General features: G+C 39.8%; 24 protein-coding genes. 9 read left to right on the top strand and 15 right to left on the bottom strand.

Features of this window, described 5'->3' with window-relative positions; genetic code table 11:
* The 5 genes from DI060_RS03215 to DI060_RS03195 are packed head-to-tail and all read left to right on the top strand — an operon-like array spanning window position 1 to window position 5,670.
* Complete coding sequence (locus DI060_RS03215) at window positions 1–1,401, top strand: undecaprenyl-phosphate glucose phosphotransferase (RefSeq protein WP_108973619.1); 1,401 nt, start codon at window positions 1–3, stop codon at window positions 1,399–1,401.
* A gap of 12 nt (window positions 1,402–1,413) precedes the next feature.
* On the top strand, window positions 1,414–1,698 hold the full coding sequence (gene gatC / locus DI060_RS03210; protein ID WP_108973618.1) for an Asp-tRNA(Asn)/Glu-tRNA(Gln) amidotransferase subunit GatC: 285 nt from the start codon (window positions 1,414–1,416) through the stop codon (window positions 1,696–1,698).
* The gene (gatA, locus tag DI060_RS03205) at window positions 1,695–3,161 is read left to right on the top strand and encodes an Asp-tRNA(Asn)/Glu-tRNA(Gln) amidotransferase subunit GatA (protein WP_108973617.1); all 1,467 of its coding nucleotides are present in this window, start codon (window positions 1,695–1,697) and stop codon (window positions 3,159–3,161) included. The genes gatC and gatA overlap by 4 nt, the downstream gene beginning before the upstream one ends.
* Window positions 3,158–3,934, top strand: a complete 777-nt coding sequence (gene hisF / locus DI060_RS03200) for an imidazole glycerol phosphate synthase subunit HisF (RefSeq protein ID WP_108973616.1) — start codon at window positions 3,158–3,160, stop codon at window positions 3,932–3,934. Before gatA ends, hisF begins: the two co-directional genes overlap by 4 nt.
* Window positions 3,931–5,670, top strand: coding sequence for a sodium:solute symporter family protein (locus DI060_RS03195; protein ID WP_108973615.1), 1,740 nt, complete (start codon window positions 3,931–3,933; stop codon window positions 5,668–5,670). Before hisF ends, DI060_RS03195 begins: the two co-directional genes overlap by 4 nt.
* On the opposite strand, the gene DI060_RS03190 is transcribed toward DI060_RS03195, so the two are convergent.
* The 5 genes from DI060_RS03190 to DI060_RS03170 are packed head-to-tail and all read right to left on the bottom strand — an operon-like array spanning window position 5,648 to window position 10,779.
* A complete protein-coding gene (locus DI060_RS03190; protein ID WP_167836898.1) occupies window positions 5,648–6,727 on the bottom strand; it encodes a lipase family alpha/beta hydrolase in 1,080 nt (359 codons plus the stop codon). The two genes, DI060_RS03195 and DI060_RS03190, sit on opposite strands and share 23 nt — an antisense overlap.
* A 4-nt stretch (window positions 6,728–6,731) precedes the next feature.
* A complete protein-coding gene (gene rlmB, locus DI060_RS03185; protein WP_108973611.1) occupies window positions 6,732–7,502 on the bottom strand; it encodes a 23S rRNA (guanosine(2251)-2'-O)-methyltransferase RlmB in 771 nt (256 codons plus the stop codon).
* Entirely contained in the window at window positions 7,484–8,938 is a 1,455-nt protein-coding gene (gene cysS / locus DI060_RS03180; RefSeq protein ID WP_108973609.1) for a cysteine--tRNA ligase, read from the bottom strand. The genes rlmB and cysS overlap by 19 nt, the downstream gene beginning before the upstream one ends.
* A gap of 10 nt (window positions 8,939–8,948) precedes the next feature.
* Entirely contained in the window at window positions 8,949–9,917 is a 969-nt protein-coding gene (locus DI060_RS03175) for an acetylxylan esterase (RefSeq protein ID WP_108973607.1), read from the bottom strand.
* A gap of 1 nt (window position 9,918) precedes the next feature.
* Entirely contained in the window at window positions 9,919–10,779 is an 861-nt protein-coding gene (locus tag DI060_RS03170) for a tetrahydrofolate dehydrogenase/cyclohydrolase catalytic domain-containing protein (protein ID WP_108973605.1), read from the bottom strand.
* A 53-nt stretch (window positions 10,780–10,832) separates the two neighbouring features.
* Between DI060_RS03170 and asnS the strand changes: the two genes are divergently transcribed.
* On the top strand, window positions 10,833–12,110 hold the full coding sequence (asnS, locus tag DI060_RS03165; RefSeq protein ID WP_108973603.1) for an asparagine--tRNA ligase: 1,278 nt from the start codon (window positions 10,833–10,835) through the stop codon (window positions 12,108–12,110).
* 54 nt (window positions 12,111–12,164) lie between these two features.
* Window positions 12,165–12,968 carry a hypothetical protein gene (locus DI060_RS03160; RefSeq protein WP_108973601.1) on the top strand — a complete coding sequence of 268 codons (804 nt, stop codon included), beginning with the start codon at window positions 12,165–12,167 and terminating at the stop codon, window positions 12,966–12,968.
* Here DI060_RS03160 and DI060_RS03155 read toward each other — a convergent pair.
* From DI060_RS03155 to DI060_RS03130, 6 genes are all read right to left on the bottom strand, one after another.
* Window positions 12,931–13,794: a hypothetical protein gene (locus tag DI060_RS03155; RefSeq protein ID WP_108974032.1), complete on the bottom strand. Its 864-nt coding sequence runs from the start codon at window positions 13,792–13,794 to the stop codon at window positions 12,931–12,933. The genes DI060_RS03160 and DI060_RS03155 overlap by 38 nt on opposite strands.
* Window positions 13,795–13,801: 7 nt before the next feature.
* Window positions 13,802–15,790 (bottom strand): ATP-dependent DNA helicase, encoded by a 1,989-nt coding sequence (locus DI060_RS03150; RefSeq protein WP_108973599.1) that lies wholly within the window; start codon window positions 15,788–15,790, stop codon window positions 13,802–13,804.
* Window positions 15,791–15,899: 109 nt separating this feature from the next.
* The gene (locus tag DI060_RS03145; protein WP_108973597.1) at window positions 15,900–17,480 is read right to left on the bottom strand and encodes a sodium-dependent transporter; all 1,581 of its coding nucleotides are present in this window, start codon (window positions 17,478–17,480) and stop codon (window positions 15,900–15,902) included.
* 97 nt (window positions 17,481–17,577) lie between these two features.
* Entirely contained in the window at window positions 17,578–17,970 is a 393-nt protein-coding gene (locus DI060_RS03140) for a helix-turn-helix domain-containing protein (protein ID WP_108974030.1), read from the bottom strand.
* Between the two features lie 90 nt (window positions 17,971–18,060).
* Window positions 18,061–19,569 (bottom strand): LIC12015 family putative lipoprotein, encoded by a 1,509-nt coding sequence (locus DI060_RS03135; protein ID WP_108973595.1) that lies wholly within the window; start codon window positions 19,567–19,569, stop codon window positions 18,061–18,063.
* Between the two features lie 38 nt (window positions 19,570–19,607).
* Entirely contained in the window at window positions 19,608–19,907 is a 300-nt protein-coding gene (locus tag DI060_RS03130; RefSeq protein ID WP_108974027.1) for a hypothetical protein, read from the bottom strand.
* A gap of 73 nt (window positions 19,908–19,980) precedes the next feature.
* On the opposite strand from DI060_RS03130, the gene DI060_RS03125 reads away from it, so the two are divergent.
* Together DI060_RS03125 and DI060_RS03120 are read left to right on the top strand one after the other, a co-directional pair.
* Entirely contained in the window at window positions 19,981–20,337 is a 357-nt protein-coding gene (locus DI060_RS03125) for an STAS domain-containing protein (RefSeq protein WP_108973593.1), read from the top strand.
* Between the two features lie 3 nt (window positions 20,338–20,340).
* Window positions 20,341–21,099 (top strand): diacylglycerol/polyprenol kinase family protein, encoded by a 759-nt coding sequence (locus DI060_RS03120; protein WP_108973591.1) that lies wholly within the window; start codon window positions 20,341–20,343, stop codon window positions 21,097–21,099.
* On the opposite strand, the gene DI060_RS03115 is transcribed toward DI060_RS03120, so the two are convergent.
* From DI060_RS03115 to DI060_RS03100, 4 genes are read right to left on the bottom strand one after another with little or no spacing between them, the layout of a single operon-like run.
* Window positions 21,076–21,663, bottom strand: coding sequence for a hypothetical protein (locus DI060_RS03115; protein WP_108973589.1), 588 nt, complete (start codon window positions 21,661–21,663; stop codon window positions 21,076–21,078). The genes DI060_RS03120 and DI060_RS03115 overlap by 24 nt on opposite strands.
* Complete coding sequence (locus DI060_RS03110; protein ID WP_108973587.1) at window positions 21,638–22,186, bottom strand: DUF4416 family protein; 549 nt, start codon at window positions 22,184–22,186, stop codon at window positions 21,638–21,640. The genes DI060_RS03115 and DI060_RS03110 overlap by 26 nt, the downstream gene beginning before the upstream one ends.
* The gene (locus DI060_RS03105; RefSeq protein WP_108973585.1) at window positions 22,176–23,558 is read right to left on the bottom strand and encodes a TldD/PmbA family protein; all 1,383 of its coding nucleotides are present in this window, start codon (window positions 23,556–23,558) and stop codon (window positions 22,176–22,178) included. Before DI060_RS03105 ends, DI060_RS03110 begins: the two co-directional genes overlap by 11 nt.
* Window positions 23,558–24,943 carry a TldD/PmbA family protein gene (locus tag DI060_RS03100; RefSeq protein ID WP_108973583.1) on the bottom strand — a complete coding sequence of 462 codons (1,386 nt, stop codon included), beginning with the start codon at window positions 24,941–24,943 and terminating at the stop codon, window positions 23,558–23,560. The genes DI060_RS03105 and DI060_RS03100 overlap by 1 nt, the downstream gene beginning before the upstream one ends.
* Window positions 24,944–24,966: the final 23 nt, after the last annotated feature.

The raw sequence follows: 24,966 nt of genomic DNA, 5'->3' as shown, positions 1-24,966 counted from the left end.
ATGCTAAAAGAAAGAAGTCAATCTTTCAAACTATTATTTTTAGTTACAGATTTACTCATCACTTTTCTAAGTTTTGGAATAGCCTTTTGTGTAAGATATTATCTTTTAGATGATTCTGACTTTCAAAGAACCGTTATCGATTTCAAAAGTTATTTGATACTTGGATCAGTGTTGGGTATCAGCCAAGTCATATCTTTTTTATCGATTGATCTATATCATCCCAGAAGAGGACTTTCCTTTACTGATGAATTCTTTGCGATTACATTTGGTGTTCTGATCAATTTAGTCCTTATACTCGCGATTTTATTTTTCTTCAGAGGAGAAAGCTTTTCGCGACTTGTGATTCTTTACTTTGCTTTGACTACAGTGATGTCAACGGCAATCGGACATTTTATTTTAAGAAAGGTACTTCAATTTCTCCGAAAGAAAGGTTACAATTTACGATCTGTATTAATTTTAGGAACAAGTAAACAAGCTGTTAATTTTGCAAATAGTTTGAACAAACATACTATTTATGGCTACCAGGTCAAAGGATTTGTCTCTGGTAAAGAATCTCTTGCAGAGCAAAGTTTGCCCATTGTCACCGCCGCAAACAATCTTGAGAGCTATCTAAAGGAAGCTGATATTGATCTTATTGTTTATGCATTTTCTCATGAAGAAGGCAACTACCTCAAAGAAGTGATCGATATCGCAGATTATTTGGGATTGGATTTAAGAATTGTACCCAGTTACGAAGAGATCATTACAGCTAAGGGACGCGTTGAAGTGATGGATGGGATTCCCATCATTTCTATTCGAAACATCCCTCTTCGTCTAGGCTACAATCGTGTTGTCAAAAGGACCTTTGATATATTTTTTGCTACAGGATTCATTCTCGTATTTAGTCCATTGTTTCTTTTGATTGCCTTTTTGATTAAATGTACAAGCAAAGGACCCGTTTTTTATAAACAAGAACGTGTAGGTTTAGACCATAAAAAATTCCAAATGTTAAAGTTTAGATCGATGGTCGTACAAGAAAAAAAGGATTCCGATACTCTCTGGACAACTAAAAACGATCCAAGAGTTACAAAAATTGGAGCCTTTCTCAGGAAAATGTCCTTAGACGAAATTCCACAATTTTTCAATGTGTTGATGGGAGATATGTCAGTTGTGGGTCCTAGGCCAGAAAGACCATATTACGTTGAGAAGTTTCAAAATGAACACCATCAATACATGCGAAGACATGCGGCCAAAGCCGGTATTACTGGCTGGGCGCAAATACAAGGTCTTCGTGGTGATACTTCGATAGAAGAGAGAATCAAAGCAGATATATATTATATTGAGAATTGGAGTTTGATTTTAGATATAAAAATTATACTTCTAACGCCTGTTAAGGCAATTTTGGACCGTAATGCATATTAGAAGAGGAAGTCAATGGACGAAAAAGAATTAAGAAATATCGCGAGTTTAGCAAAAATCGCAATTCATGATGATGAAATTAGTGGGATGTTAAATGACTTTTCAAGAATCGTAAGCTATGTGGACGAGATTAAGAGTTTGGACACCTCTTCGATTTCTGACGATGAGATTTACCAACTAACGATGAATCAGTTACGCCCAGATGTCAAAGAAAATGATTTGGAACGAGAGAAATTAGCAAAAATAGCACCATCCTATGAAAATGGTTATGTGGTAGTGCCAAGGGTTATTGAAACATGAGCGAATTGTACAAACTCACTTTTGCAGAAATTAAAGCAGGACTCAATTCCAATGCGTTTACTTCAAACGATTTAGTTCAATCCTATCTCACACGCATAAAATTAGTAGAACCGAAGATAAAGGCATTTTTGGCAATCAATGAGGATAAGATCCTCGCAGCAGCCAAAGAAAGTGACGAGCGGAGAAAGTCTGGTAAGGCAAAATCTATTTGGGATGGTATACCCATTGCGATCAAAGATAACATTTGTATCGATGGCGAAATTACCTCTTGTTCTTCCAAAATCTTAGAGAATTTCCGCTCCCCATATGATGCAACGGTCATCCAAAAGCTAAAAGATAAAGGTTTTATATTTCTTCCTCGCGCCAATATGGATGAATTTGCGATGGGAAGCTCGACAGAAAATTCTGCTTTTCAAGTCACAAGAAATCCATTTGATACAAGTCGTATTCCCGGTGGATCGAGTGGAGGTTCTGCAGCAGCGGTGGCAGCGGGCATGGTGTCCGTTTCCTTAGGTTCCGATACAGGAGGATCGATCCGTCAACCAGCCTCTCTTTGCGGGATCTGGGGCTTAAAGCCCACATATGGACGTATATCTAGGTATGGACTTGTAGCCTATGCATCAAGTTTAGACCAAATTGGCCCTTTTGGAAATGATCTGGATGCGATCGTGGATCTATTTGAAATACTCCAAGGTGCCGATCCGCATGACCAAACCACTGCCAAAGATAAATCGTTTTTCTCTAACAAAGTAGAGGCACGCACTTGGAAAGGCGTAAAAGTTGGCTTTATGAAATCGAAGGATCTAAATTTAGATCCTTCAGTTCTAAAAAAATATGAGGAGATCAAAGCGAAACTAAGAGAAGAGGGTGCAGAAATCAAGGAATTGGATTTTAGTACTTTCAAATATTCGATTCCTGTTTACTATCTGATTGCAACAGCAGAATGCTCCTCAAACCTATCACGTTTTGATGGGATTCGCTATGGTTTACGAGACGAGGGCAAAGGCAGATTAGAAGACTTATATGTGGAATCTCGATCCAAAGGTTTTGGAAAGGAAGTAAAAAGACGAATTTTGTTAGGCACATTCAGTCTTAGTTCAGGGTATTATGATGCCTATTACGGTAAGGCACAGAAAGCAAGAGTGATGATAAAAAAAGAATACGACTCCTTTTTTCAGGAAGTAGATTGTATTTTGCAGCCGACCTCACCAAGCACTGCCTTCACTTTAGGCGAAAAAACAAAGGACCCGATTCAGATGTATCTAGCCGATGTGCTAACTACTACTGTAAACCTTGCCGGTGTTCCAGCGATCAGTTGTCCTGCAGGCCTTAGCAGTGAAGGGCTTCCCATCGGATTGCAAATCACCTGCAATCATTTTGAAGAAGAAAAGCTACTATCCTTTGCAAAGATGTTAGAAAAAATTCCTGAAACAAAGATCAGTCTTCCGGACGAAATTCGATGATAGCTACAGATGAACTCACCAAACGTGTTATCCCTTGCCTAGATATTAAAGATGGTAGGGTAGTCAAGGGTGTGAATTTTGTAAACCTTGTAGATGCTGGAGATCCCGTTTCTTGCGCTGTGGCTTACGAAGAGAATAAGGCAGATGAACTATGCTTTTTAGATATCACGGCTTCTGTAGATAAACGAGACATTCTCCTTCATTTGGTTGAAGAAGTTGCGAATAAATTGTTCATTCCATTCACTGTAGGCGGCGGCATTCGTAGTTTAGATGATGTACGTTCCGTACTTAACCGAGGAGCTGATAAGGTATCCATCAATACCGCGGCATTTAAAAGACCTGAACTCTTACGAGAAGCAAGTGAGATATACGGTTCACAGTGCATCGTTTGCGCGATTGATACAAAATACAATCATGAAAGAAAGAGACATGAAATATATCTAAATGGAGGTAGAACGGAGACAGGGCGAGAGGCTTTGGATTGGGGGGCAGAAGCTCAAGAGCAAGGAGCCGGCGAAATTTTACTTACCTCTATGGACAAAGATGGAACAAAAGACGGCTTTGACATCAACGTTCTGAAACTATTTACCCAGAATCTAACTATACCCATCATTGCATCCGGTGGCGCTGGCAATCCGGAACATATGGCTGAGGCTATCCTCAGGGGTGGAGCAGATGCCGTACTCGCAGCTTCCATTTTTCATTTTGGAGTTTTCTCTATCCAAGAAACCAAACAGACGATGAGAGAGATGGGAATCAAAGTTAGGTTATGATTTCCTTTCACTTACTTGATTTGGTTCTATTTTTCCTTCCTTTTATCATTATATTCATTATCTTAAAAATATCCCAAGAAAAACAAAATAAAACCTTAAAAGAATATTTCCAAGCGGAAGGATCTATGACTTGGTTTGTTTCCGGCACAGCCATGGTGGCCACAACTTTTGCCGCTGATACACCGCTTGCTGTGACTGAAATTGTTCGGTCTGATGGAATCTCTGGAAACTGGTTATGGTGGTATATGTCCCTCAGTGGACTCGTAACCGTTTTCTTTTTTTCTCGTTTGTGGAAGCGATCGGGTGCAATGACGGACTTAGAGCTTATCCATATACGGTATTCAGGAAGCGAAGCAAATGTACTGAGAGGATTTAAAGCTATCTTTATTGGTGGGATACTCAATTTGATCATTTTGGGTTGGGTGAATCTTGCCATGCTTAAGATCATCCAGGTATTTTTCCCTGTTCTACCTGATTGGCAAATCCTAACAGGCATAATGGTTCTAGGAATCGTGTATACCGCAATTGGAGGGCTTAGAGGCATCTCTTATATTGATGTCTTCCAATTTTTTTTGGCATGGTTTGGTTGTATCCTGTATGCCTACTTTGTTTTGGATGTGAAAGAGATCGGTGGTATACAATCTCTAGTCCAAAATCTAAAGCCCGAACAACTGTATTTTTTTCCAAGCTTTGGTTCTAGTGGTAGTTTACCACTCTCCCATTTCATTATCATGCTAACTGTAATTTGGTGGTCGAGTTGGTATCCTGGCTCGGAACCTGGAGGAGGTGGTTACATTGCCCAAAGGATTTTGGCAACTAAAGATGAGAAAGCCGCGGTCAAGAGTTCCCTTTGGTTCGTACTTGCACATTATTTTTTACGTCCCTGGCCTTGGATTCTTGTGGCGCTTGCGTCTCTCATTGCCTTTCCCAACTTGACAGCCGAAGAAAGTGGAAAGGGATTTTTATTATTTTTACAATTAGGGTTACCTCCTGGTATCAAGGGATTACTTTTAAGTGCATTTTTGGCTGCTTATCTTTCCACAGTCGCTACTCATCTCAATTGGGGTGCCAGTTATTTGGTATCCGATTTCTGGAAACCCTTTGTTAAACCAAAGAAAGAGGACCAATACTATTTAAAGGTGTCATACCTTGTGCAGACGATCACAGGGGCTTTGTCCATCCTCTTAGCCATCTTTGGACTCGAGACTATCAAAGGTGCTTGGGTCTTTTTGTTAGAAGCAAGTTCCGGAATCGGATTTATCCTTATTGCTAGGTGGTACTATTGGAAAATCACTGCAAAAACGGAAATCCTTGCCATTATCCTTTCTCCCGTTCTATATATCATCGCATCACGAGTATTAGGTCTTATTTTTCCTTATACTGTGGTTTTTACATCCTTTTTATCTATATTCATTCTATTGTTTAGCACTTGGATTTTTCCGCCTACTGACTTACTCCGGTTAAAATCATTTTATGAAACAACGAAACCTCCTCATTACTTCTGGCGGGGCTTGTACAAAAGATTGGAAGAAAAGCAGCCAGAGTTTTCATCCAATCTTTTGTTTTCCTTCTTAGGCGTTTTCTCAGGATTTTCTGTGATTTTAATTGGACTATTGCTCATCAAAGCAATGTTATGGGACAGAGAAATGATCCTCAGCTATGCAGTCGGTTTTGCCTTTGGAAGCACTTTTCTTGTTTACTCGATCCGAAAATTTATGGAAGAAACGAGGACCTAATTTCTCTGATCACTTGTTCGTAGTATGCTTTAGCATTCGCATCATCTACATTTGTTGTTTGGAAGGCCATCATAGAATGGTCAAAGCCATTGATTTGAAAGCGTTTGGATCCCGAAGCTCCCATCCAGGCACTGTTTTCAGGCACAATCCCATCATTGAAAGGAAAACTTGGAGAGGACTGCGCAAGGATTTGGCAACCAGTTCTGTAATAAAAAGTTTCAGCACCATTGCATGAAGTAAGCACGCCAGAGAAAGTAAGAAACTTTGCATTATAAGGAAAATCTTGGTTCAAAACATCTAAAACAAGATTTGTTGAACCGCTGATTGTACTCTGTCCTAAACCCGTATTTGTATGTGTAAGGTCAGAACCACCTTGGGTTTCTAATAAAAAACCAGTAATCTCTGTGACAAAAGTGGAGTTATTACTCATATATTGTTTAGATGCAAATGGAGAACCAAAGATAGGAGATGCCAAAGTAGCTACACCATCTATCATATCTTTCTGGTAGCGATTGGATTTCATTGCGGCACGGGTGACAAGACCACCCATAGAATGTGCAATGACAAACACTTTGTCTGTAGGTTTGAATTTACGGTTTAGAAAATCATTGAATCCCTCACCATTGAAGATGATCCCGTTTGAGGTACGATATGTGAATAGATAAAGTTCAAATTGATCCTTCACGCCCGATAGGTTCTCTTGGAAATAAATGATACCATTTTTAAATGTGCCTTGTATATTTAGGATCTTACGACTTCTAGAGGTAAACGGATCTGAGTCTCTTTCGATTGGATTCCAACCATGGATGTAAATCAATTTCGGTTTTTCACCAGACTGGAACAGAGAACTTTCTTGGTATTGCCAGTCCGCTAAGTCTCTGCTGAGGGCAGGAGTAAACGAGAAGAGTTCTTGGTTTGGATTTTGTATAACATTTAACAAGGAAAGAGTGAGAGCCTCGTTGTTTCGCTCTTCGGTTGCAAACTCTTTTTTCCAAACATAGTACAAGCAGCCATTCGTAAGGAAGAGTATACACAAAAAAGAGAAGATTCTCTTCAACCGATTAACCTCTGCTACAGACTCTATCTAAGGTAATACCACATGCAACCACAACATTCAAAGAGGATATGGAACCATATAGAGGAATCCTAGCAATGTAATCCGCTGATTCCAACAAGATTCTTTTGATTCCTTCACCTTCGTTACCCATAATGATAGCAATTTGCTCGGCAGAAGGTAGGTCATCCCAAACTTCTTCAGTTCCTTCCTCATCGGTTGCTAAAATCCAATACTCTTTTTCTTTTAAACGCTCAATCGCTGAATTTAAATTTGCAAAGCGATATATATGAACATGATGGATGGCACCAGCCGATGATTTTTCGACCACGGGAGAAATAGGAGCAGTGTCCCTGTCAGAGAGTACGATATGTTTGACTCCTAGGCATTCTGCGGTTCGAATCAAGTTTCCAAGATTGCCTGGATCTTGGATTCTATCCAAAATCAAAATTGGCCCTTCACCTGGCCCCACATTCTCTTTGAACTGTTCCCAATTCAAAGCTGTTAATTGTTTTTGCCTTTGTCTAAGGATCACATAGCCTTGGTGGTTTTTGTCCATTGCGATACGATCTAGCTCTTTTAGGGAAAGAGTTTTAATCTTAGTATGAGAAGGCAAGAGCGAAGAGATCCTGCGTTTTTCCTCCGAAGAGATGGAATCTTTTAGCAAAACTTCACGGATAGAGGACACACCTTTTTCGGGAGTCATAGAATCTAAGGATTCCAGAAATTCAAAAAAATTTCTCTTTCCGAAGAGGATTTCTAAGGGCTTTTTTTCCATGAAGTTGTTCCGTCTTTGGTATCCAAAAGAGTAATGCCTTTTTCAAGTAGCTCCTTTCGTATCTTATCAGCAATATCGTACTGTTTGTTCTTTTTTGCCTCTGCTCTTTTGGCAATGAGCATTTCAATTTCTTGGACAAGGTCTGTAGGTAAACCAACATCTGGTTCAGTAAATCGAAGAACAGCTAATACGGAATCAAAGATTTGGAAAACTCTGACAGCTTCTTTTTTTAAATCGATCGACCATGTTTCTTGGTCAAGAGCAGAATTTGTCTCTCTTACAAAATCAAATACTGAGGCAAGTGCTTTCGGGAGATTTAAATCATCCTTTAGGGCTTCCTCAAATTCTACTATAACCTTACTAAATGATTGGTAAGTAACTTCCTTTTTAATTTCTAAAATAGCTCTCTTTACCTCCGAATCAGTAAGATAGCCTGAATCCTTTAACAAACGAGTCAGTGCAGTTTGTATCCTCTCAATGGCTTGTTTGGACTCTGGTAAATGTTTCAGAGAAAAATTCAATTTTGAACGGTAGTGAACAGAGATTAAATGGAATCGAATCGCATCAAGAGAATGACCTAAATCCAACAAATCTCTCAAGGTATAAAAATTACCTTTGCTTTTTGACATTTTCTCAGAGTCCACTAGCAGATGTTCACAGTGTAACCAAGTGCCAACAAATTGTTCTTCAGGAAATGCTCCCTCTGATAGAGCTACCTCATTTTCATGATGGGGAAAAAGAAGATCAATTCCACCTGTATGGATATCAATACCAGAATCATACACCTTTCTGATCATCGCTGAACATTCCAAGTGCCAGCCAGGTCTACCTATCCCTAAGTCTGTTTCCCAGGCCTTTTCATCCTCAGTCTTTCTGTTCTTCCACAAAACAAAATCCCGTACATCCTCTTTTTCATACTCATCTGCATCGTATCGGGCTCCTGATTTCATTCCACTCACATCAATATGCGATAACTTTCCATAGTTTTCGAACTTTTGAATAGAATAATAGATACTTCCGTCCTTTTCATAGGCAAAACCATTCTCAATGAGTTTATGAACGATTGAGATCATATCATGAATCGACTCGGTAGCTCTAGGGTAATTTTCTACTAAATCTACATGTAAAGATTTTAAATCCTCAAAAAAACGTTCAGTCCAGGGCTTTGTAAACTCTTCCACTGACATATGATTTGCTATGGCTTCTCGAATGATTTTATCATCGATATCCGTTATATTCATGGTTTGGTTTAATTGAAAACCTGCCAGTTTAAGGCTTCTCCGTAATATATCTACAAAAAGAAAAGACCGTAAATTTCCTATGTGAGCAAAATTATAAACCGTAGGACCACATGAATAAATCTTTACTTCACTTGGATCTTTCGGTTTAAAAACTTCTTTTTTTCCGGTTTTTGTATTATAAAAAAGAAAGTCCATATTTTATAATTTAGAGAGCTAAGATTTCTTTAACAAAATCAATGTTAACTTGAATTTGTTTTTCTTTGCCGGCTTCATTTCCTTCATTCGGATAAATTTGCATCCTTTTATCGCAATTCATATGATTGAATAAAGCGAAAATTGATTTCGGATGAGAGATTTGATCTTCCATCCCACAGGTAAACAAGGCAGGTATTTTAATTTTTTTTGCCAAATGGATCACATCAAAATATGCGAGGGATTTTTTATAATCCACTTTTTTCGTAGCTCTTTTCTCTAAACTTGGCGTGAGTTCTCTGATCCAGGGATTTTGCTTCAAAGAGATTTGGTCTTTATCAATATAACAAAAGTTTGGAGTTTCCAAAATCAATCCTTTTACACGATCAGAATAAGCCGCACCAAAAACGGCAAGAGCTGAACCTAAGGATTTACCATGAAGGATTATCTTATCTCCATCAATGCCATCGGATAATCGTAAAAATTCTATAGTGCGTACAACATCCAAATAGAGTTTGCGCATATAAAAATCTTCCTTGTTCTCTAAACCTTCTGCAAAATAATTCGGAGACCAATTTGCTAATATCTTTCCAGTATTTAAATCCACAGGTGCTTGGACCATGTCAGCACCGTGGCCTCGTAAGGTTATGTGCAACTGTGCCACACCCAACTCCGAGTAACCTTTATGAAGTTCCTCTTCACCACCCAGATAGTCATGAAAAAAAACAACGACAGGTCTATCTCCCCGTTTCCTAGGAATGGCAAGTTTTCCGTGAATGGTATAGTTTCCAACACTTTGGAAACTAACTTCGTTTAAAGACTCCCAAATAAATGAGCCCTTCAATACCGTTTTGTAACTCTCTTTGATCGGAATTTTCTTCAATATTTGGAAGCCTTCTTTCCAGAAAGCATCTAAATCCTCAGGGCTATCCAATTTAGGAAATGTTTGAAAACACTCATCAAAATTTACCGCTTGGGGCATTTTATTTAGCCCTCAAAATAGGAGAAAACTTTGATTGGTAGGAATACAAAGTTTGTAAAAGTAAAACAGCAATGGTCATAGGACCAACTCCACCAGGCACAGGAGTATAATAAGAGGATTTCTCTTTAGCCTTCGAAATCTCGATGTCACCCACATTACCAACGTTATAACCTGCATCTAAAAGAACAGCACCTTCTTTGATCCAATCTGCCTTGATAAACTCAGGTTTGCCAACGGCGCCCACAACGATGTCAGCTTGTCGGACATGATCAGGTAGGTCTTTGGTTTTGCTGTGGCAGAGTGTGACTGTGGCATCTAAATTGGTTAACATACTTGCCATCGGCTTTCCTAAAATTGGGGAACGTCCCACGACAACTGCATGTTTGCCTGCAATGCCAATACCATATTCCTGAAGAAGTAAAATCATCCCATAGGGTGTGCAAGGGAAGTAGGCTTCTTTTCCCATTGCCAATTTACCGAAGGAAGTCGTTGTCACTCCATCTACATCCTTTTCGGGCAAAATTGCATCAAAACAGGCTCGTTCCTCAATTTGGTGAGGCACAGGGTGCTGCAAGAGAATCCCATTCACATTGGGATCATTATTTAAAGTGTGGATTTGCTTAAGGAGCTCTTCGGTCGTTGTTTCTTTTGGCAGTGTTACAGACCTAGATTGTATCCCAACTGCATGACAAGCTTTGATTTTCATGCTTACGTAGGTCGCAGACGCAGGGTCCTCACCAACGAGGATGGTTGCCAATGTAGGAGGCGCAGTATCTGCAACTCTCAGCTTCAACTCTTCTGAAATCTTGGATTTGATTTGTTCGGAAATCGCTTTACCGTTTAAAAGGATAGGTGGATTCATCTACTTAGTTCAAGATTTCAAAGAAAATTTCACTGGCAAACAGAAAACCATCTATGGCTGAAGACACTCTCCCAAACCAAATCACACTCCAAGGCTGGCTGCAGAATAGCAGGGGAAATAACCATGTCCGCTTTCTTCAAATCCGTACAGAAGGACGTATCCTCCAGGTAGTGGCAGAAAAAGAAATCCTGGGTGAAGATTTGTTCCAGTCGATTAAATCACTCGGACAAGAAACCTCGCTTATCATCTCTGGACCCAAAGTAGAAAATCCGAAAGCTCCCTTTGGTTGGGAAGTTCATCTCCGAAAGATAGAGATTGTAGGTGCCTCGGAGCAATACCCAATCACCCCGAAAGAGCATGGTCCAGACTTTTTACACAACCACCGTCACCTGTGGCTAAGGTCCAAACGTCAGTTAGCCATCTTAAAGATCCGCTCAGAACTCTCCTTCGCGATCCGAGAGTACTTCCGTGAATTCGACTATGTCCTAATTGATACACCCATCTTGACAGGTTCTGTGGGCGAGTCGGCAGGGACTCTATTTTCCACCGAGTATTTTGATTTGGGCACTGCCTACCTAGCACAAACGGGTCAGCTTTATTTAGAAACCGCAGCCTTTGCCCATAGCAAAGTCTATTGCTTTGGACCCACATTTCGGGCGGAAAAAAGCAAAACGAGACGCCACCTGACTGAGTTTTGGATGTTGGAAGCCGAAACCGCTTTTTGTTCGAACGAGGAGAACATCCGTTTCCAAGACCATTTTGTGCGAACGGTTGTGGCTCGCACCTTGGACCGTTGCGAATCGGAACTTACCCTTTTGGAACGAAATCCGCAATCCATCCGAAAGTGTTTGGAGACACCTTTTCCCATTATCGACTATTCGGAGGCAATACCCCTCCTACAATCCAAAGGAGAGTCCATCTCTTGGGGGGAAGATATCAATGCCGAACGAGAAAACATCCTTACGGCTCACTTCCAATCGGCGGTATTTGTTACCAATTATCCTAAGGCAATCAAAGCCTTCTATATGAAGGAAAATCCAAAAGATACACGCACCGTTCTCTGTGCCGATCTTTTAGCGCCTGAAGGTGTCGGTGAGATCATCGGTGGATCAGAGCGCGAAGAGAACTATGAGAAAATCATCCACCGCCTCGAGGAAGAAGGATTGCCTGTTGGAGCGTACGATTGGTATCTGGATCTCCGAAAGTATGGTTCTGTACCGCATTCTGGTTTTGGTATGGGTCTAGAGCGTGTCATTGCATGGATTGCAGGTCTTGAACATGTGCGGGAATGTATCCCGTTTCCACGCATGATTTACCGTTTGCACCCCTAAAAATTATACTTAATTTTTTCTGACTTACCGATCTTTCACTTAGAGAGGTAAACTATGGCAAATCAAGCGATGAAAGAAATTTCTACTTCGGTAGAAAATGAAGCGTGGGAACTCTTTGAGGTTGGTTCTTGGGATGAAGTCATAGAGTTAGCTAAGACGCATCCAAATCATTTTTTCTTGCAACACCTTTCTTACCTTGCGGAGTATGAATTGCAATCCAAAGCCATGGGAATACCCCCAAAAGGAATTTCATCTCTTTCTCCGCTTGTGGAATCGCTCTCCAATTTTCTCTTAGGTAATTATAAAGAAGCTGGGAATCAACTCAACCTCTACTTCCAATCCTCTCAAGCAATGATCTGCTATTCTATCATCCAGCTAGCTATCAAAATCTACTTCCGTGCTGAGATGTATGCTGAATGCCGAGCCCTTATATCTAGCTACAAAAAACTAAACCTTGGGGCCTCCTTTGTAAAAGAAGAAATAACGGTTCTCTATCATTTAAGAAGGTATGAAGAGTTACTTAAGTTGTTTAGAGAAAATATAAAACTATTGAATGATGTGGAAGTTCACAAAATAGTTGGTATGTCTTTATTATTTCTTGATAGACACAAAGAAGCTAACCTTATCTTCGACAACATCCCTGGAAAACTTACCTTACCCAGTTTTGAAGAAAAAAGAAAAGCTTATACCGAAGTCTATGGAAAGATCAAACAGCTGGAAAAAGATAGCAAAGACCTAAGCCTTAGAGAGTTAGAGGATATGGGCTTTGCTTATTTATTTCATGGCGACTATGAAAAAGCGGAAAAAACTTTTTTATCGATTACTTCGAAACTAAAATCAAAACTTTGCATCGCGTAAGATTTTTTCTAGTTTCTTTATGACTCAATAACTTTGCCACTTCTTCGGATGGGAGGATCAAATCTGTTTGGTTCCTTCCAGCAACTCCCAGGGCGACAACAAAAAATGGTTTATCTCCAACTCGTTTGAGCCAATTCTTTTCCTCTGAATCTGTTCGGTACATAATGTACCCTGTTTCAATTGAATACCCTTCCTTTACATAATGTGGAGAATAGATATCTAAACCGCGGTCTGTTTGGATTCTAGGGAAAAGAGCAGTTTTTAAGTTCAAATGCCTTGCATCTACGACAAGACCAGTAAACATTTCTGGCATCAATTCTGGAGTCATTTCGGGTACGGCCTCAGAAGAGTAACTCATTGGCAAAAAAGCTAAAAAACCATTTTTACCGATGAGCTTAATTTTTGCTTTTGCGACTAGCTGGTTTTTCACTGGCTCAAATTCAAATTCTTCCTTTTCCTCAGCAATGAAAGAATTGATTCGGGTTCTTACTTGTTCATTAAGTTTCGCATATTCAGAGACAGTCTGTTCGGAATCCAAATACATAGATTCCAATCTTCTACTTATGAGTTTCCTAAGTTTTTCCTTGGCATTCTTTCTTGCGAGTAAATCTGAACGGCTTTTGTTTGTAGCAGTATTTGGTTTTCCGTATTCAGGGTCGTCTTCCTCAAATATGATCTTGGGAAGAGTTTCCTTTACTTCGGCACTCACACTTAAATCCCCCCAATTGATGATGGTCTTAAAAAAATCCGATTCTAGAAAACTTTCACCGAGTAGGGGCAGGGCTAAGAAAAGGAGAAATAGGGACACAAGGATCAATCGTTTCATATAAGATTCATTTCGGCAGATTTTGGAATTTTCTCTCCAATTCACCAAATTCGGTAACCAGAGGAATCCCTTTGGGAAGGCTTTGGATGATGTTTTTTCCATAACTTTTGGTATGAATGCGTGGATCCAAAATAGCTACCATCCCTGAGTCTGCACTCGACCGAATCAATCTTCCAAAACCTTGGCGGAGGAGGAGACAGGTTTTGGGCACTTGGATTTCCCAGAAAGGACTCTTTCCGTCCCTTTCCATCTCTTCCATCTTTGCCTGCAATACAGGTTCGGTGGGGACTTGGAATGGTAGTTTGGTGATGATCACGTTTCTTAACTTGTCACCCTTAACATCTACACCTTGCCAAAAACTGGAAACACCAAACAAAACTGATCTTTCCGTTTCCAAGAATTCCTTTTTTGCCATGATGGGACCTAGTTGGACTTGGGAAAAAATCGGATAGGAAATTCTTTGGGAAAGTTCTTCGTACGCATCTTGCAAAAGTTTATTTGAAGTGAAAAGGACGAAAGCATTTCCCTCACTCAAGTCTATCAACTTTTCAACCCAAAAACAGATGTCGATTTTATTCCTTTCTGGGTTTGTTGTCGGGTCAGCAATCGTTTTGGGTACAAAGAGTAGGGACTGTTTTGCATACCGAAACGGGGAATCCAAAGTTTTTGTGATGATTTCTTTTGTTCCGATCTCTTTTAAAAAGTAAGAGAAATTCCCAGGGCTTGGGGAAAGAGTCGCTGAGGTCATCACTACAGATTCTACATTTGGAAATAAAGTCTTTGCTAATATCTCCTCTGTATTCTTTGGTTGTGAATACAAATGGTAGTATTTTTCTTTTAAGGATTGGTTGGCTTGTTCCAACCAAAAAACCAAATTACTATCAGACTTGGTTCGAAATCTTTCAATGAATTCTGATGCTTTCCTCAATTGAACGGATGCAAGTTCAAGACCAAGGGCAATTTCCTTCTCTTCCATATCTTCGGAGGTTTTATGGAACTGCTCTAACAGCGAATTACAGCCTTCCGCAATGTCTAAGAGTTTATTTTCTAAATTGCCATTATCTATTTGAATCCGACCAGTATGGCGAAACGAAAATTGAAAATTCAATGGTATCTCGGACATCAGCTTTCGGAAAAACTCATTTAAGAAGTTGATAGCTTCGGAAATTTCTGTGGAAAGTTTTTCTCGATCTTTTTCTGTAAGTTTTAAAACAAGACCAGTTCTCTTTTCAGGATGGTATAAAAAATGAAGTAGTGATAATAAACTTTCGTATTGCACATCTCCACTAAAAGCTTTCCCTACGATTTCCGGAAATGCATGAGCTTCATCAATAATTAAGTGTTGGAAAGGTGGAAGGATTCTGAAATCTCCCGCCATGTGACTTGCAAGCAAATGATGGTTTACAATCAAAAGATTTGCTTTTTTCCAACGCTCCTTTTCTAAAAAATAGAACGATCGGTTAAAATTAGGACAATTGCGCGCCAAACAATTATCAGGTTCTCTAGCAACTTGTTTCCAAAAGGAATTGGAAATAAATCCTATGTATTCACTTCGTATCCCTGTTTCACTAGATTTTTCCCATTGCACAAATGAGTTGATTTCTGATTCCATTTCAGGACCAAAATCACCTCTGTCCATAACCTTCTGGTACTTTCGCTTACAAAGATAATTATTGGCTCCGAGTGCAACCATCGCGTTCAACTTTTGGGAAAGCACTTGGTTTACGATCGGAATGTCTTTGGATAGGATCTGGTCTTGTAAGGATTTGGTTTCTGTAGAAATGACTACTAATGCTTCATTTTCTAAAGAAAACAAAGCCGCTGGAATCAGATAGGCAAGAGATTTACCAACACCAGTTCCTGCTTCAATGGCTAAATTTTTGCCTAATTCAAATGCATCTTCGATTGCCGAGGACATGAGAATTTGTTCCTTTCTCGGTTCATAATCTGACCAAAGAAGAGACAGTTTCGTTTCAAAAATTTGTTTAGAGTCCATCTAATCTTTGTGTTTGATAAGGTAATACAAACAATAAAAACTAAGGCTGACTACAAAACCTATAGAGCTAATCATGATTAGCCAACCCTGGAGATTCAGTTCTATTGTACTAGACATGAGATTCCTTTTCTACTTTTCCAATGGCTCGATCTACTAATAAATAGATAAATCCAAAGATAAGCAATAGGGCAATACCTACATATTTGGAGATACGAGCCTTTACAACCGCAGTGTGGACATCCTTTCCTTCATTCGCCGCCAGGCTTGCCATACTTTCAGAGTCCATTTTCAAAATATTGTCAGGTAAATCCATATAACAAAAAGAAGCAAAGATCACTAAAAGTAACCAGGGAGTAATATATTTAAGAAAAAATGCTATGATTTTGGGAAAGGGAAGTAGGGAACCAACAGATGCATCATTTGCACCTTTTGAGACACCCACTTTAAAATAAAAAATAAAGATTTGTATGGTTGCTAATACATAAATCAAAAGTGTACCAACATAAAAATCTGCAATATCTAGCGCCGCAAAATCTTTGTTAAAATAAATAATGGGAAGACAAAGTGAAAAAGTAAAAATAAATAAAAATAGTGAGGCTTTCTTTTTTGAAAGTCGGAATCCTTCCTCTAAAAACAAAATCCCGGGTTGTAGCATTGTAATTGAGGATGTAAGAGCTGCTAAAAAAAGAACTAAATACCAAAGTGCACCAAAGAATGAACCGCCTGGCATCAAACCGAAAACAGCCGGTAAGGCTATAAATCCCATTCCAAAGGTTTTGAAGTCTGTTACAGAAGCCCCTAAAAATAGAAAGGCAACAGGGATAGTAATCATTCCACCAAATACCACTTCTGCGAACTCATTTAAAGAGGCAGAAGATAAACTAGAAAGGACAACATCGTCTTTCTTTTTTAAAAAACTGGAAAATACCAAAGCGATTCCAAATCCAGTTGAAAGTGAAAAAAACACCTGACCTGCCGCATTGATCCATACTTTGGGTTGGCTTAAACTTGACCAATTAGGATTCCACATAAAAGCAAGACCTGCCTCAATGCCAGGAATCGATAACACTCTGATTAGGATGACAAGCGAGCATACACCCATAAGAGGCATAGCTAGTTTTGCAAATGCTTCTAAGCCCCTAGACAATCCTCTATAAACCAACAAAAAGTTAAAAAGAAAACATAAAAGAAAGAACAAGATTATGGGGCTTTCGAATGCCTGTCCATTTGCTTCGGCACCAGTCAATTGAAGGAAAAACTGAGATGTCTCCTGTATCTCTTTTCCATTAGCGGCAGATGAGCTAGAAATGTTGATCCCACCGGTGAAGAAGTAATAGGCGTAGGCAAGACACCAGGATTCAATGAAGATGTAATAAACATAGATCATGACCGGAACCATCACCCCGATAGCACCTGTCAGCCTTAAGCTATAACCTTTTAAGTAGGTTCGGACAATAAACGGGAAGCTGTGCCCATTATGGCCACCCATCCTACCCATGGTCCACTCTGCCATACAGACTGGTATGCCGAGCACCACAAAACTAATGATGTAGGGGACCATAAAGGCTCCACCACCATTCTGTGCGGCCTGCCCAGGAAACCTCAAAAAATTTCCTAGACCGATAGCGCCACTTGCGACTGCAAAGATCAATCCTATCCTTGTAGCCCAACCGTCATTTGTCTGTTTCATTCTTGCCTAGTACAAATCAAAACAGGCGGAAGGAAAGTTTTTTTGCTATGGTACATAAAAAAGCAGGGAAAGTACCCTGCTTTTTAGAAAGGTAAAACTAACGAAAAAGATCTTTTTTGCTCTTCTTCAATGCCTTCGAAGCTAAGGTTTTGAACTGTTCGGGAGGATCTAAGAGACCAAGCTCTACCTTTGATAGAAAGGGAGTGGACACTTTAAGTTTTTTCGCGAAATCATACTGCTTGATACCAAGTTCACGTCTGACTGCCCAGAGTTTGTTCTTCAATCCATTTGCAAATTCAGGATATACCTTTTCCACAAGCGAGTCGTTGAAAAGTCGATCAACAGATGTCTTAAGGTATTTTGCGCAGGCAACTTTGAATTTTTCTGTCGGCTCCTGTGCCCCTGTTTCAATTTTGGAGAGGTAACTTGGCGATACACCCAGTGCTCTGGCCATATCATACTGCTTTACCCCTCTTTTTTTCCTTAACATGTAGATGTGGTTGTTCATGTGCTCCCCCTCAGTACCAAACTAAGTCAACTGAGGGAAAACTCAACAAAAAAAACCTTTAAAGACAAAGACCTATATCATAACATCCTTTAGGCGACTTGTATCGATCTTTAGATTATAAGAAGATTTTAATGTATCAACCCTTTTTTGCACATATGCATTTTTTTCATTGTTTTCCAATTCAGATTTAATTTTATCCTTCACCTCATAAAAAGGAAGTGGAATCCTCTTGTTGGGATCGCGTGGATCAGCCTTTGAATAAGCATATAACTTTCCAGCTTCATAGGTATCTTGGATTTGTTTTGGTGAGATCTCAATTTTGAGAGCAGACATCTCGTCTTGAAGATTCTTAAATGCCAATGAACCTTTCATTCGATCCAATTGTAGTAAAAATTCTTGTTTTTTTCCAATTTTCTGAACTTCCGGTGATGTCTTTGCGATTTTACCTTGCACCAAAGTAGATTGGAATAACTTCACCATATCAAAAATTTTACTTTTATCATCCTTGTAATCGTTTAGCAAGGCCTTTGGCAATTCAGCAAACTCTTTTTCGAGATCGGACCATTTATATATGCTTCCATCTTTGTATTTTAATAAAACTCGATCTGCGCTATAGTCTTTGGGTACTATCTCCTCAACAGAGAAAACAGGAGGTAGATTTCCAAATTCAACGCCGGCAGCTTCCTTGATTCTCATCGATTCTTTTTGGTACAAACCTTGTTCGAATTGTTTGATCATTTGTTGGGCAAATTGTTTACCTTTTTCTTCTTGATCACCTTCGACTAGATAACTAACTGCATTTTTTGTTTGTTCATCAGTATGAGTCTTAGCATACTCTTCAGCTAATTTTGCAAAGTCTTTGAACACAGAAGTATAATACTTTGCCACGCGTTTTGCGTTTACCTTTTCTGTATCAGTAATCCTCAACACATAGATCATTCGAGGGTCTTTATCATACTTTATAAACTCACCCTTTGGAGCTTTTTTAGTTGCTTCGATGATATCTTCTAAAGGGTTAGAATTGCAATTTGTACAGAACGGTTCTAATTTGCCGCCGATTGGCTTTCTGCCTACATCGTCTGTAGCCTCAGCAAGAATATCCGAAATCTCACTTGATTTTGCAGAATTCAATTTTGCTAATATTTCATCGGCCTTTTTTACATTTGCAGCTTCATCTTCGCTTCTGATCAATGCCATCTCAAGGCTTACGAATTCAAGTGGTTTAGATTCTATGCTTCGTTTTACATAATCTTTCAAATACACATTGAACTTTAAAAAATCAGAAACCAAATTTTCTAATTTTTGTAGGTCTTCCTGGCTTACTTTTTGGTTCTTTATGCTATCCAACATTAACATTTTTTCTAATGCAATGTTCTCAACGATCTTACTTTGGATTTCAGAATTTACAGGCTCAGGATCCGCACTTCTTTTGTTGGATTGGATGAAGAAATTGAGTTCCCCTCTGGTAACTGTACCGCCGTCAAAGGTGGCTAAAATTTCCGAGTCCCCCGAACACTGGTTCAGAGAGAACAGAGTAAACGAAAGGATTACCAAAAGGTAAAATTGTTTGATTTGTTTCATTGTATTTCCTTGAGAGAGTCGAAGAAGATTCAGAATGGTTAATATTTTCGAACAGGCTTATCAGATTTTTTGCGATCCAAGGGCTCTGTATTCGTCCTTTCCGCAGATTCCGTAACTTGGGAATTTGTCGCAACGAGGGTAGGATTTTTTTCTACCTTGATGCTGAGAATCTCTTTACGCTGTTCTTCTAATTTCTCAATTTCTTGAGAGAAACTCGCTTTGAGAACGGGTGAATACTCTCGGTCATCCGCCAAACGATCTGTCAGTTTTTTAAGCTCAGAAGAATCTCGTTCGATTTCTTCTAGTTTCTTAAAAAGGTGTGCTACTTTTACCTTCAAACCTGCCTCCATCCAAAGGATTTATTTACTTGCCAAAGAGTGCAAGAATGAAAAATGAAATGGTTAAAATTTTATGAGTTTAGACGATCTAGTCGTAGCGACAGAAAAAATCGACACTGTCTATGTAACAAAATTGCAAGGAAATCTAAACAATTTCACGGCTAGAAAATGTGTCCAATCAGTGACCTCCTCGCTAAAACATGGATCTGTGATCCTAGATCTCGAAGAACTCAATATGGTTACCACCCAAGGAATCCAAGCCTTCAGAACCTTGAGCGAAGAAGCTTTCCTTCAGAAACATAAAATTATTCTCATCAATTTACCAATGTCCGTTCGCCAGGCTTTTGCTATGGCAGGCATCAAAAACCTTTTTCCCATCGCCCAAAATGAAGAAGGTGCTTTCAAAATGGCATCTAGAGGAGTTAGATAGACAATGCAAAATAAACATGGATTCAATTTTTTACGAAAGGTATGGCATGTTTTAGGCCTCATCATTCCCATTAGTTTGTATCTTGATTTGTTTTCCTCATTTGGTGGGTACCAAAATGGTACAAGAGCCTTTTTGGTGGTGTATCTAGGTTTGTTTTTATTTGGTTTAGTCTTTTTAGAATCGCTTCGCCTAAGCATTCCTAGCTTTGAATCTTTCTTTTTTCGTTACTTTGGTTTTTTAATGAAAGAAGAGGAGAGAAATCGATTCAACGGAACAGTTCCTTATTTTCTTGCAAACTTTCTTGTGGTTCTTTTTTTCTCTGCAGAAATCGCAGTGCTTTCCATTTTGTTTTTGGTAATTGGTGATCCAATCGCAGCTTATGTAGGTTCCAAATATGGAAAGAATCGATTTTACAATGGCAAGTCCCGGGAAGGAGTCTTTGGATTTGTGACGGGCGCATTTACTGTCAGCGTTTTGGTACTTTTGCTTTTGAGTTTCCGAGACCCAAATCACATCTTTAGCATTTACAAAGCAGATTCGATTGATTGGATTCCCATTCTAGCAACTTTTCTTGCGGTTTTGGTGTCTTGTCTAACTGAGTTCTTTTCCTCGACAACAGCAAAAGGACTCATCGACGATAACTTACTAATACCATTAGCGGGTGCAATCACCTTAGCAATCTCTATGCAAGCATTGACTGGATTGGGATTCGAAGAATTTTTCTTTTCACCTAACAAACTATTTTGGAAAATCACCATCTGACCAATTTAGGTACAACTCACGTTGGAGCGATTGCCCCGTTCCATCAGGAAGTTCATAGCGATATTGCAATAGGAGTGGATTGATCAGGTCGAAGTTGACCTTTTCTTTTGCGATTCCTTTTTTTCTCATCCAATCCTTGAGTAGGGAACCTAAATAGTGAAACGAGGCAATATTTGATGTTCCGATTTCTAAGCCTTCCATCTTTTCTTCATAGCCATTTATTCCTAAGTATGCTTTGAAATTGCCTTTAAACTGTTTGCTCTCCTCTGCGGTAAGATTTCGAGAGAAATGGAGAAGGATTCCTGGTGTCTCACGTACATGAAAATATAGATAATTTCCGAGATTTTCCCAATTTTCAGATTCTTTTCCCAATTTTGTCCTTGGGATAGAGAGCCAGTCCTTTGCCTTCTTTTTTTCTGTGCACTCCAACTGGTTGTTGAAGTTATCGCAAAACTCTATTTTTATTACCTTTAATTCACCATTCTCTGTTAGCTGGCAATTTAAATAAAAGGCAATACAGAAAAGAAAGCTAAATCCTTTAATCTTTGAATTTATTGTATTCATATGACTCTCGAAGATTATGGAAAAAGTAAATGGCCTCCTGGTTCTTAAAAAAAAGAGGTGCCGTATCTAAGACAGAAAATTTTCCGGAATGATAGACATACACAATTTCAGAAAAAACACCTTGGTATAGGTAAATCCGATGAAAATCATCCTTTGACTGTGCAATCACAACATTATGTGATGTTAGATAGCCAGGCACAAGACGTAAGAGAGGATCCTCTTTACGCCAAACATTTTGGGCTTCGATGCAATCTTTTTTGATTTCCACTAACTCTTCTCGGTGGATCCTTCTTCGAAAGGAGAGAATCCTTGTAAACTTTGCAGAAATGGATTGAAGTTTTTCGGTAGGATCAAGCTCCCATTTGGGGAGGGGAATCGATTCATAACTAACTTTGGAGTATTTTTTTTCCCATTGGTTCTTCACTTCAAAATAAACCTTTTCTTCTTGGTAAGACAAAATTAGAAAAAAAGAGGCACCTAATGGCCGTTCTAAGATTTCAGGGGTAGGGGAATTATTTGCCATTCTCCATTCCTGTAATGGAATAGCCATCCATCAAAAAATATGGAACAAAGTAGGACTCACCTAGAAGTTCGCCTTCCTTCGAAATAGCCTCGATTTGGTGGAGAGAGTCAAAAACATTGCCTACTATTTGTACCTCTTTGATCGGAATCTTTTCTCCTGATTCTAAGAGGAATCCTCCTTTCACAACTCCTGAGAAATCACCTGACGCGGCATCACTGGTTCCAGAAATACGATTGATATATAGAACCTTTTCCTTCAGAGAAAAAAAGGAATCCTTTGCCTCTGTACCTGCCTGGATTTGCAATTGTCTAGGTCCACAGCCGGGTAAACTCTGTGCGCCACCCGTTGCAAAACCATTGGACGCGGGGAGGCCTGCCTTTTTTGCCTCATAGGTATTGTAAAAATAACTCGAAAGGACACCGTCTTTCAGAATGTCTTGTTTCTTAGTTGGTTGGCCCTCTCGATCAAATGCAGTTGTGCCTGAACGAGACTCCAATGTTGGGTCTTCCCAGATAGAGAGCCGAGAATCCGCGACCTGGGTGCCCAAACGATTGGCCATCTTGCTCTTTCCTTTTCTTAAACTAGTTCCGTTTAAAGAACCCAAGAAGGATCCGAGAAAAAAAGAGTACACAGCGTCCGGTGGTAATAAAATTTTTCCCTTAAAACTCTGAATTGTTCTCGCTCCCAGTGCGCCCATACAGTTATCACCAAATTTCTGGAACGCTTTTTGCCATTTTGGTAAAAATGTTTCTAAGTCTTCTGCACTCGCACTGTCATAGTCAAAACTCCCTATATCCTCACCCTGCACAGCCATCCCCATGACTGAAGCAGAAATCCCGGCGCCAAGTTCCGCACCATACACTCCTTTTGAGGAGATGATCATTTTGAAACCTTTAGAAATTGTAATATCGCCTGAATCAATATTGACGAGGGGATATTCATCCCGTCTCCTCTCGAGGATAGACTTTGCAATCCCTACCAAATCTTCTATGGAAACGGCATCAATGGCAGAGCGGTATCCTTCGGGACGAACTTCTAAAGGCCGCACCTCCGGTAGGACCAAGGAAGGATCCGGAGTAGTTTGAGATTTTGCTAGGCTCTGCGCCTCTAGGATGGATTCCCATAAACTGGGGAGATGGTTTGTGGTGAGAAACCCTTGGCAGCCTTTGTGAACCACACGGATACCAAACATATTTTCTTCTGTCGAGGCACAATTGTTTAGATCATTTTTTTCTAAAGTAACTTCCTCAGAAAAGCCATAACTGGAAAAAATTTCAAGCTCATCGATACCATTTTGTTTTGCACGTAAAACGAGAGAAGTAAGGTGATCTCTTTGTTCGGAGATCTTTGCTTCCAGTGCGATTTTATCCATCAATTGCCACCTAGCAAAACTTTGGTTCTGATATAAGGTCCACCCGCATCCACTTTTGCAGGTTGGCCTTTTCCGCAATGTCCTGAACCTAAATCCCAACGAAATTCTTTCGATACCATGTCCACACTTTGCAATACATCAAAAGCAAGGCCAGAAACCGTAACACCTTTCAGAAGCTCGGCAATTTTTCCATTCCGAATTCTATAGGCTTTTTGAACGGCAAACATAAACTCACCTGTGGCATCGGCTTGTCCATTTTTTGCACCATCTAAGAAGTAACCATCCTGAGTGTTTGCGATCATCTCTTCCAAACTGGATTGGCCAGGCATTAGATATGTGTTTCTCATGCGGATCAAAGGAACATCAGAATACTCCCAGGCTCTTGCAGACCCAGTAGGCTTTACTCCAAATTTAGCGGCTGTTTCACGGTTGTGTAAATAGGATTTTAAAATTCCATTCTCAATGATTACTGTCCGTTCAGGTAGAACGCCTTCGTCATCTACAGGAATTGTTCCACCTGCTCCTTCGTAGTATTCAGACTGTCCAGAATCGCAGAGATTGACAAGATCTGATCCCACTCGTTTGCCAAGTTTGCCATTCGCTACACTTCCAGCTAAAACGAAATCAGCTTCCACGGTATGACCAATGGCCTCATGCACAAGTAAACCAACGATGGACGGAGAGAGGATTACCATGGAAAGACCACCTTTCGGCAATTCCGATTTGAGAAGATCAAGGGCTGTTTTACAGGCCTCTTCAGAGAGTTCATCAGGAGATTGGTTACGGAATAGGCAATCCCAGCCACCAGTCACCCCGATTGATTCTGATCCTGTTTCTAATTTACCTGCTTCATTGGCGACAGCATTCACTCGGAATTCTGGACGAACCATAGAGAAAAAGGCATCGGCACCATCGGAGCTAACGATTGCCTTTTCTTCATAAATTTCAGAATAACCACAACCAACGGATTGTAGGAGGGGGGAAGATTTGCTGGCTTTTTCTTGCGTTTTCAAAACGAGTTCTAACTTTTCTTCGACCGTTCGGTTCCGAAAGTCGGCAATGCCCGCTCCGATAAAATCACCCTTCGCAAATGTAACTTCGGGAAGGCGACCGATCTTATCATGGCGCAAGGAAGAAGAAAGATCTGCTACCTTTTTTGCTCTGAGAATTGCGTTTTGTATGGAGACCTTTGATATCTCACTTGTGGAGGCAAAACCCCAAGTTCCATTATGGAGCACACGCACGCCTACACCACTTCGTTTCCGAAGAGAACTCGATTCTATACGATTTTTTTCAGCAAAAAAGGATCTATTTTCTTTATGGTGGTACCTTAACTCTACAAGTTCTGTTTCACCAGCTAAACATTCTTTCAATAAATCTCTCATGATCCCTCCGAATCGAATTCTGC

This window comes from Leptospira ryugenii (assembly GCF_003114855.1).
GTDB lineage: Bacteria > Spirochaetota > Leptospiria > Leptospirales > Leptospiraceae > Leptospira_A > Leptospira_A ryugenii.
This window is presented reverse-complemented; position numbering and strand designations above follow the sequence as displayed.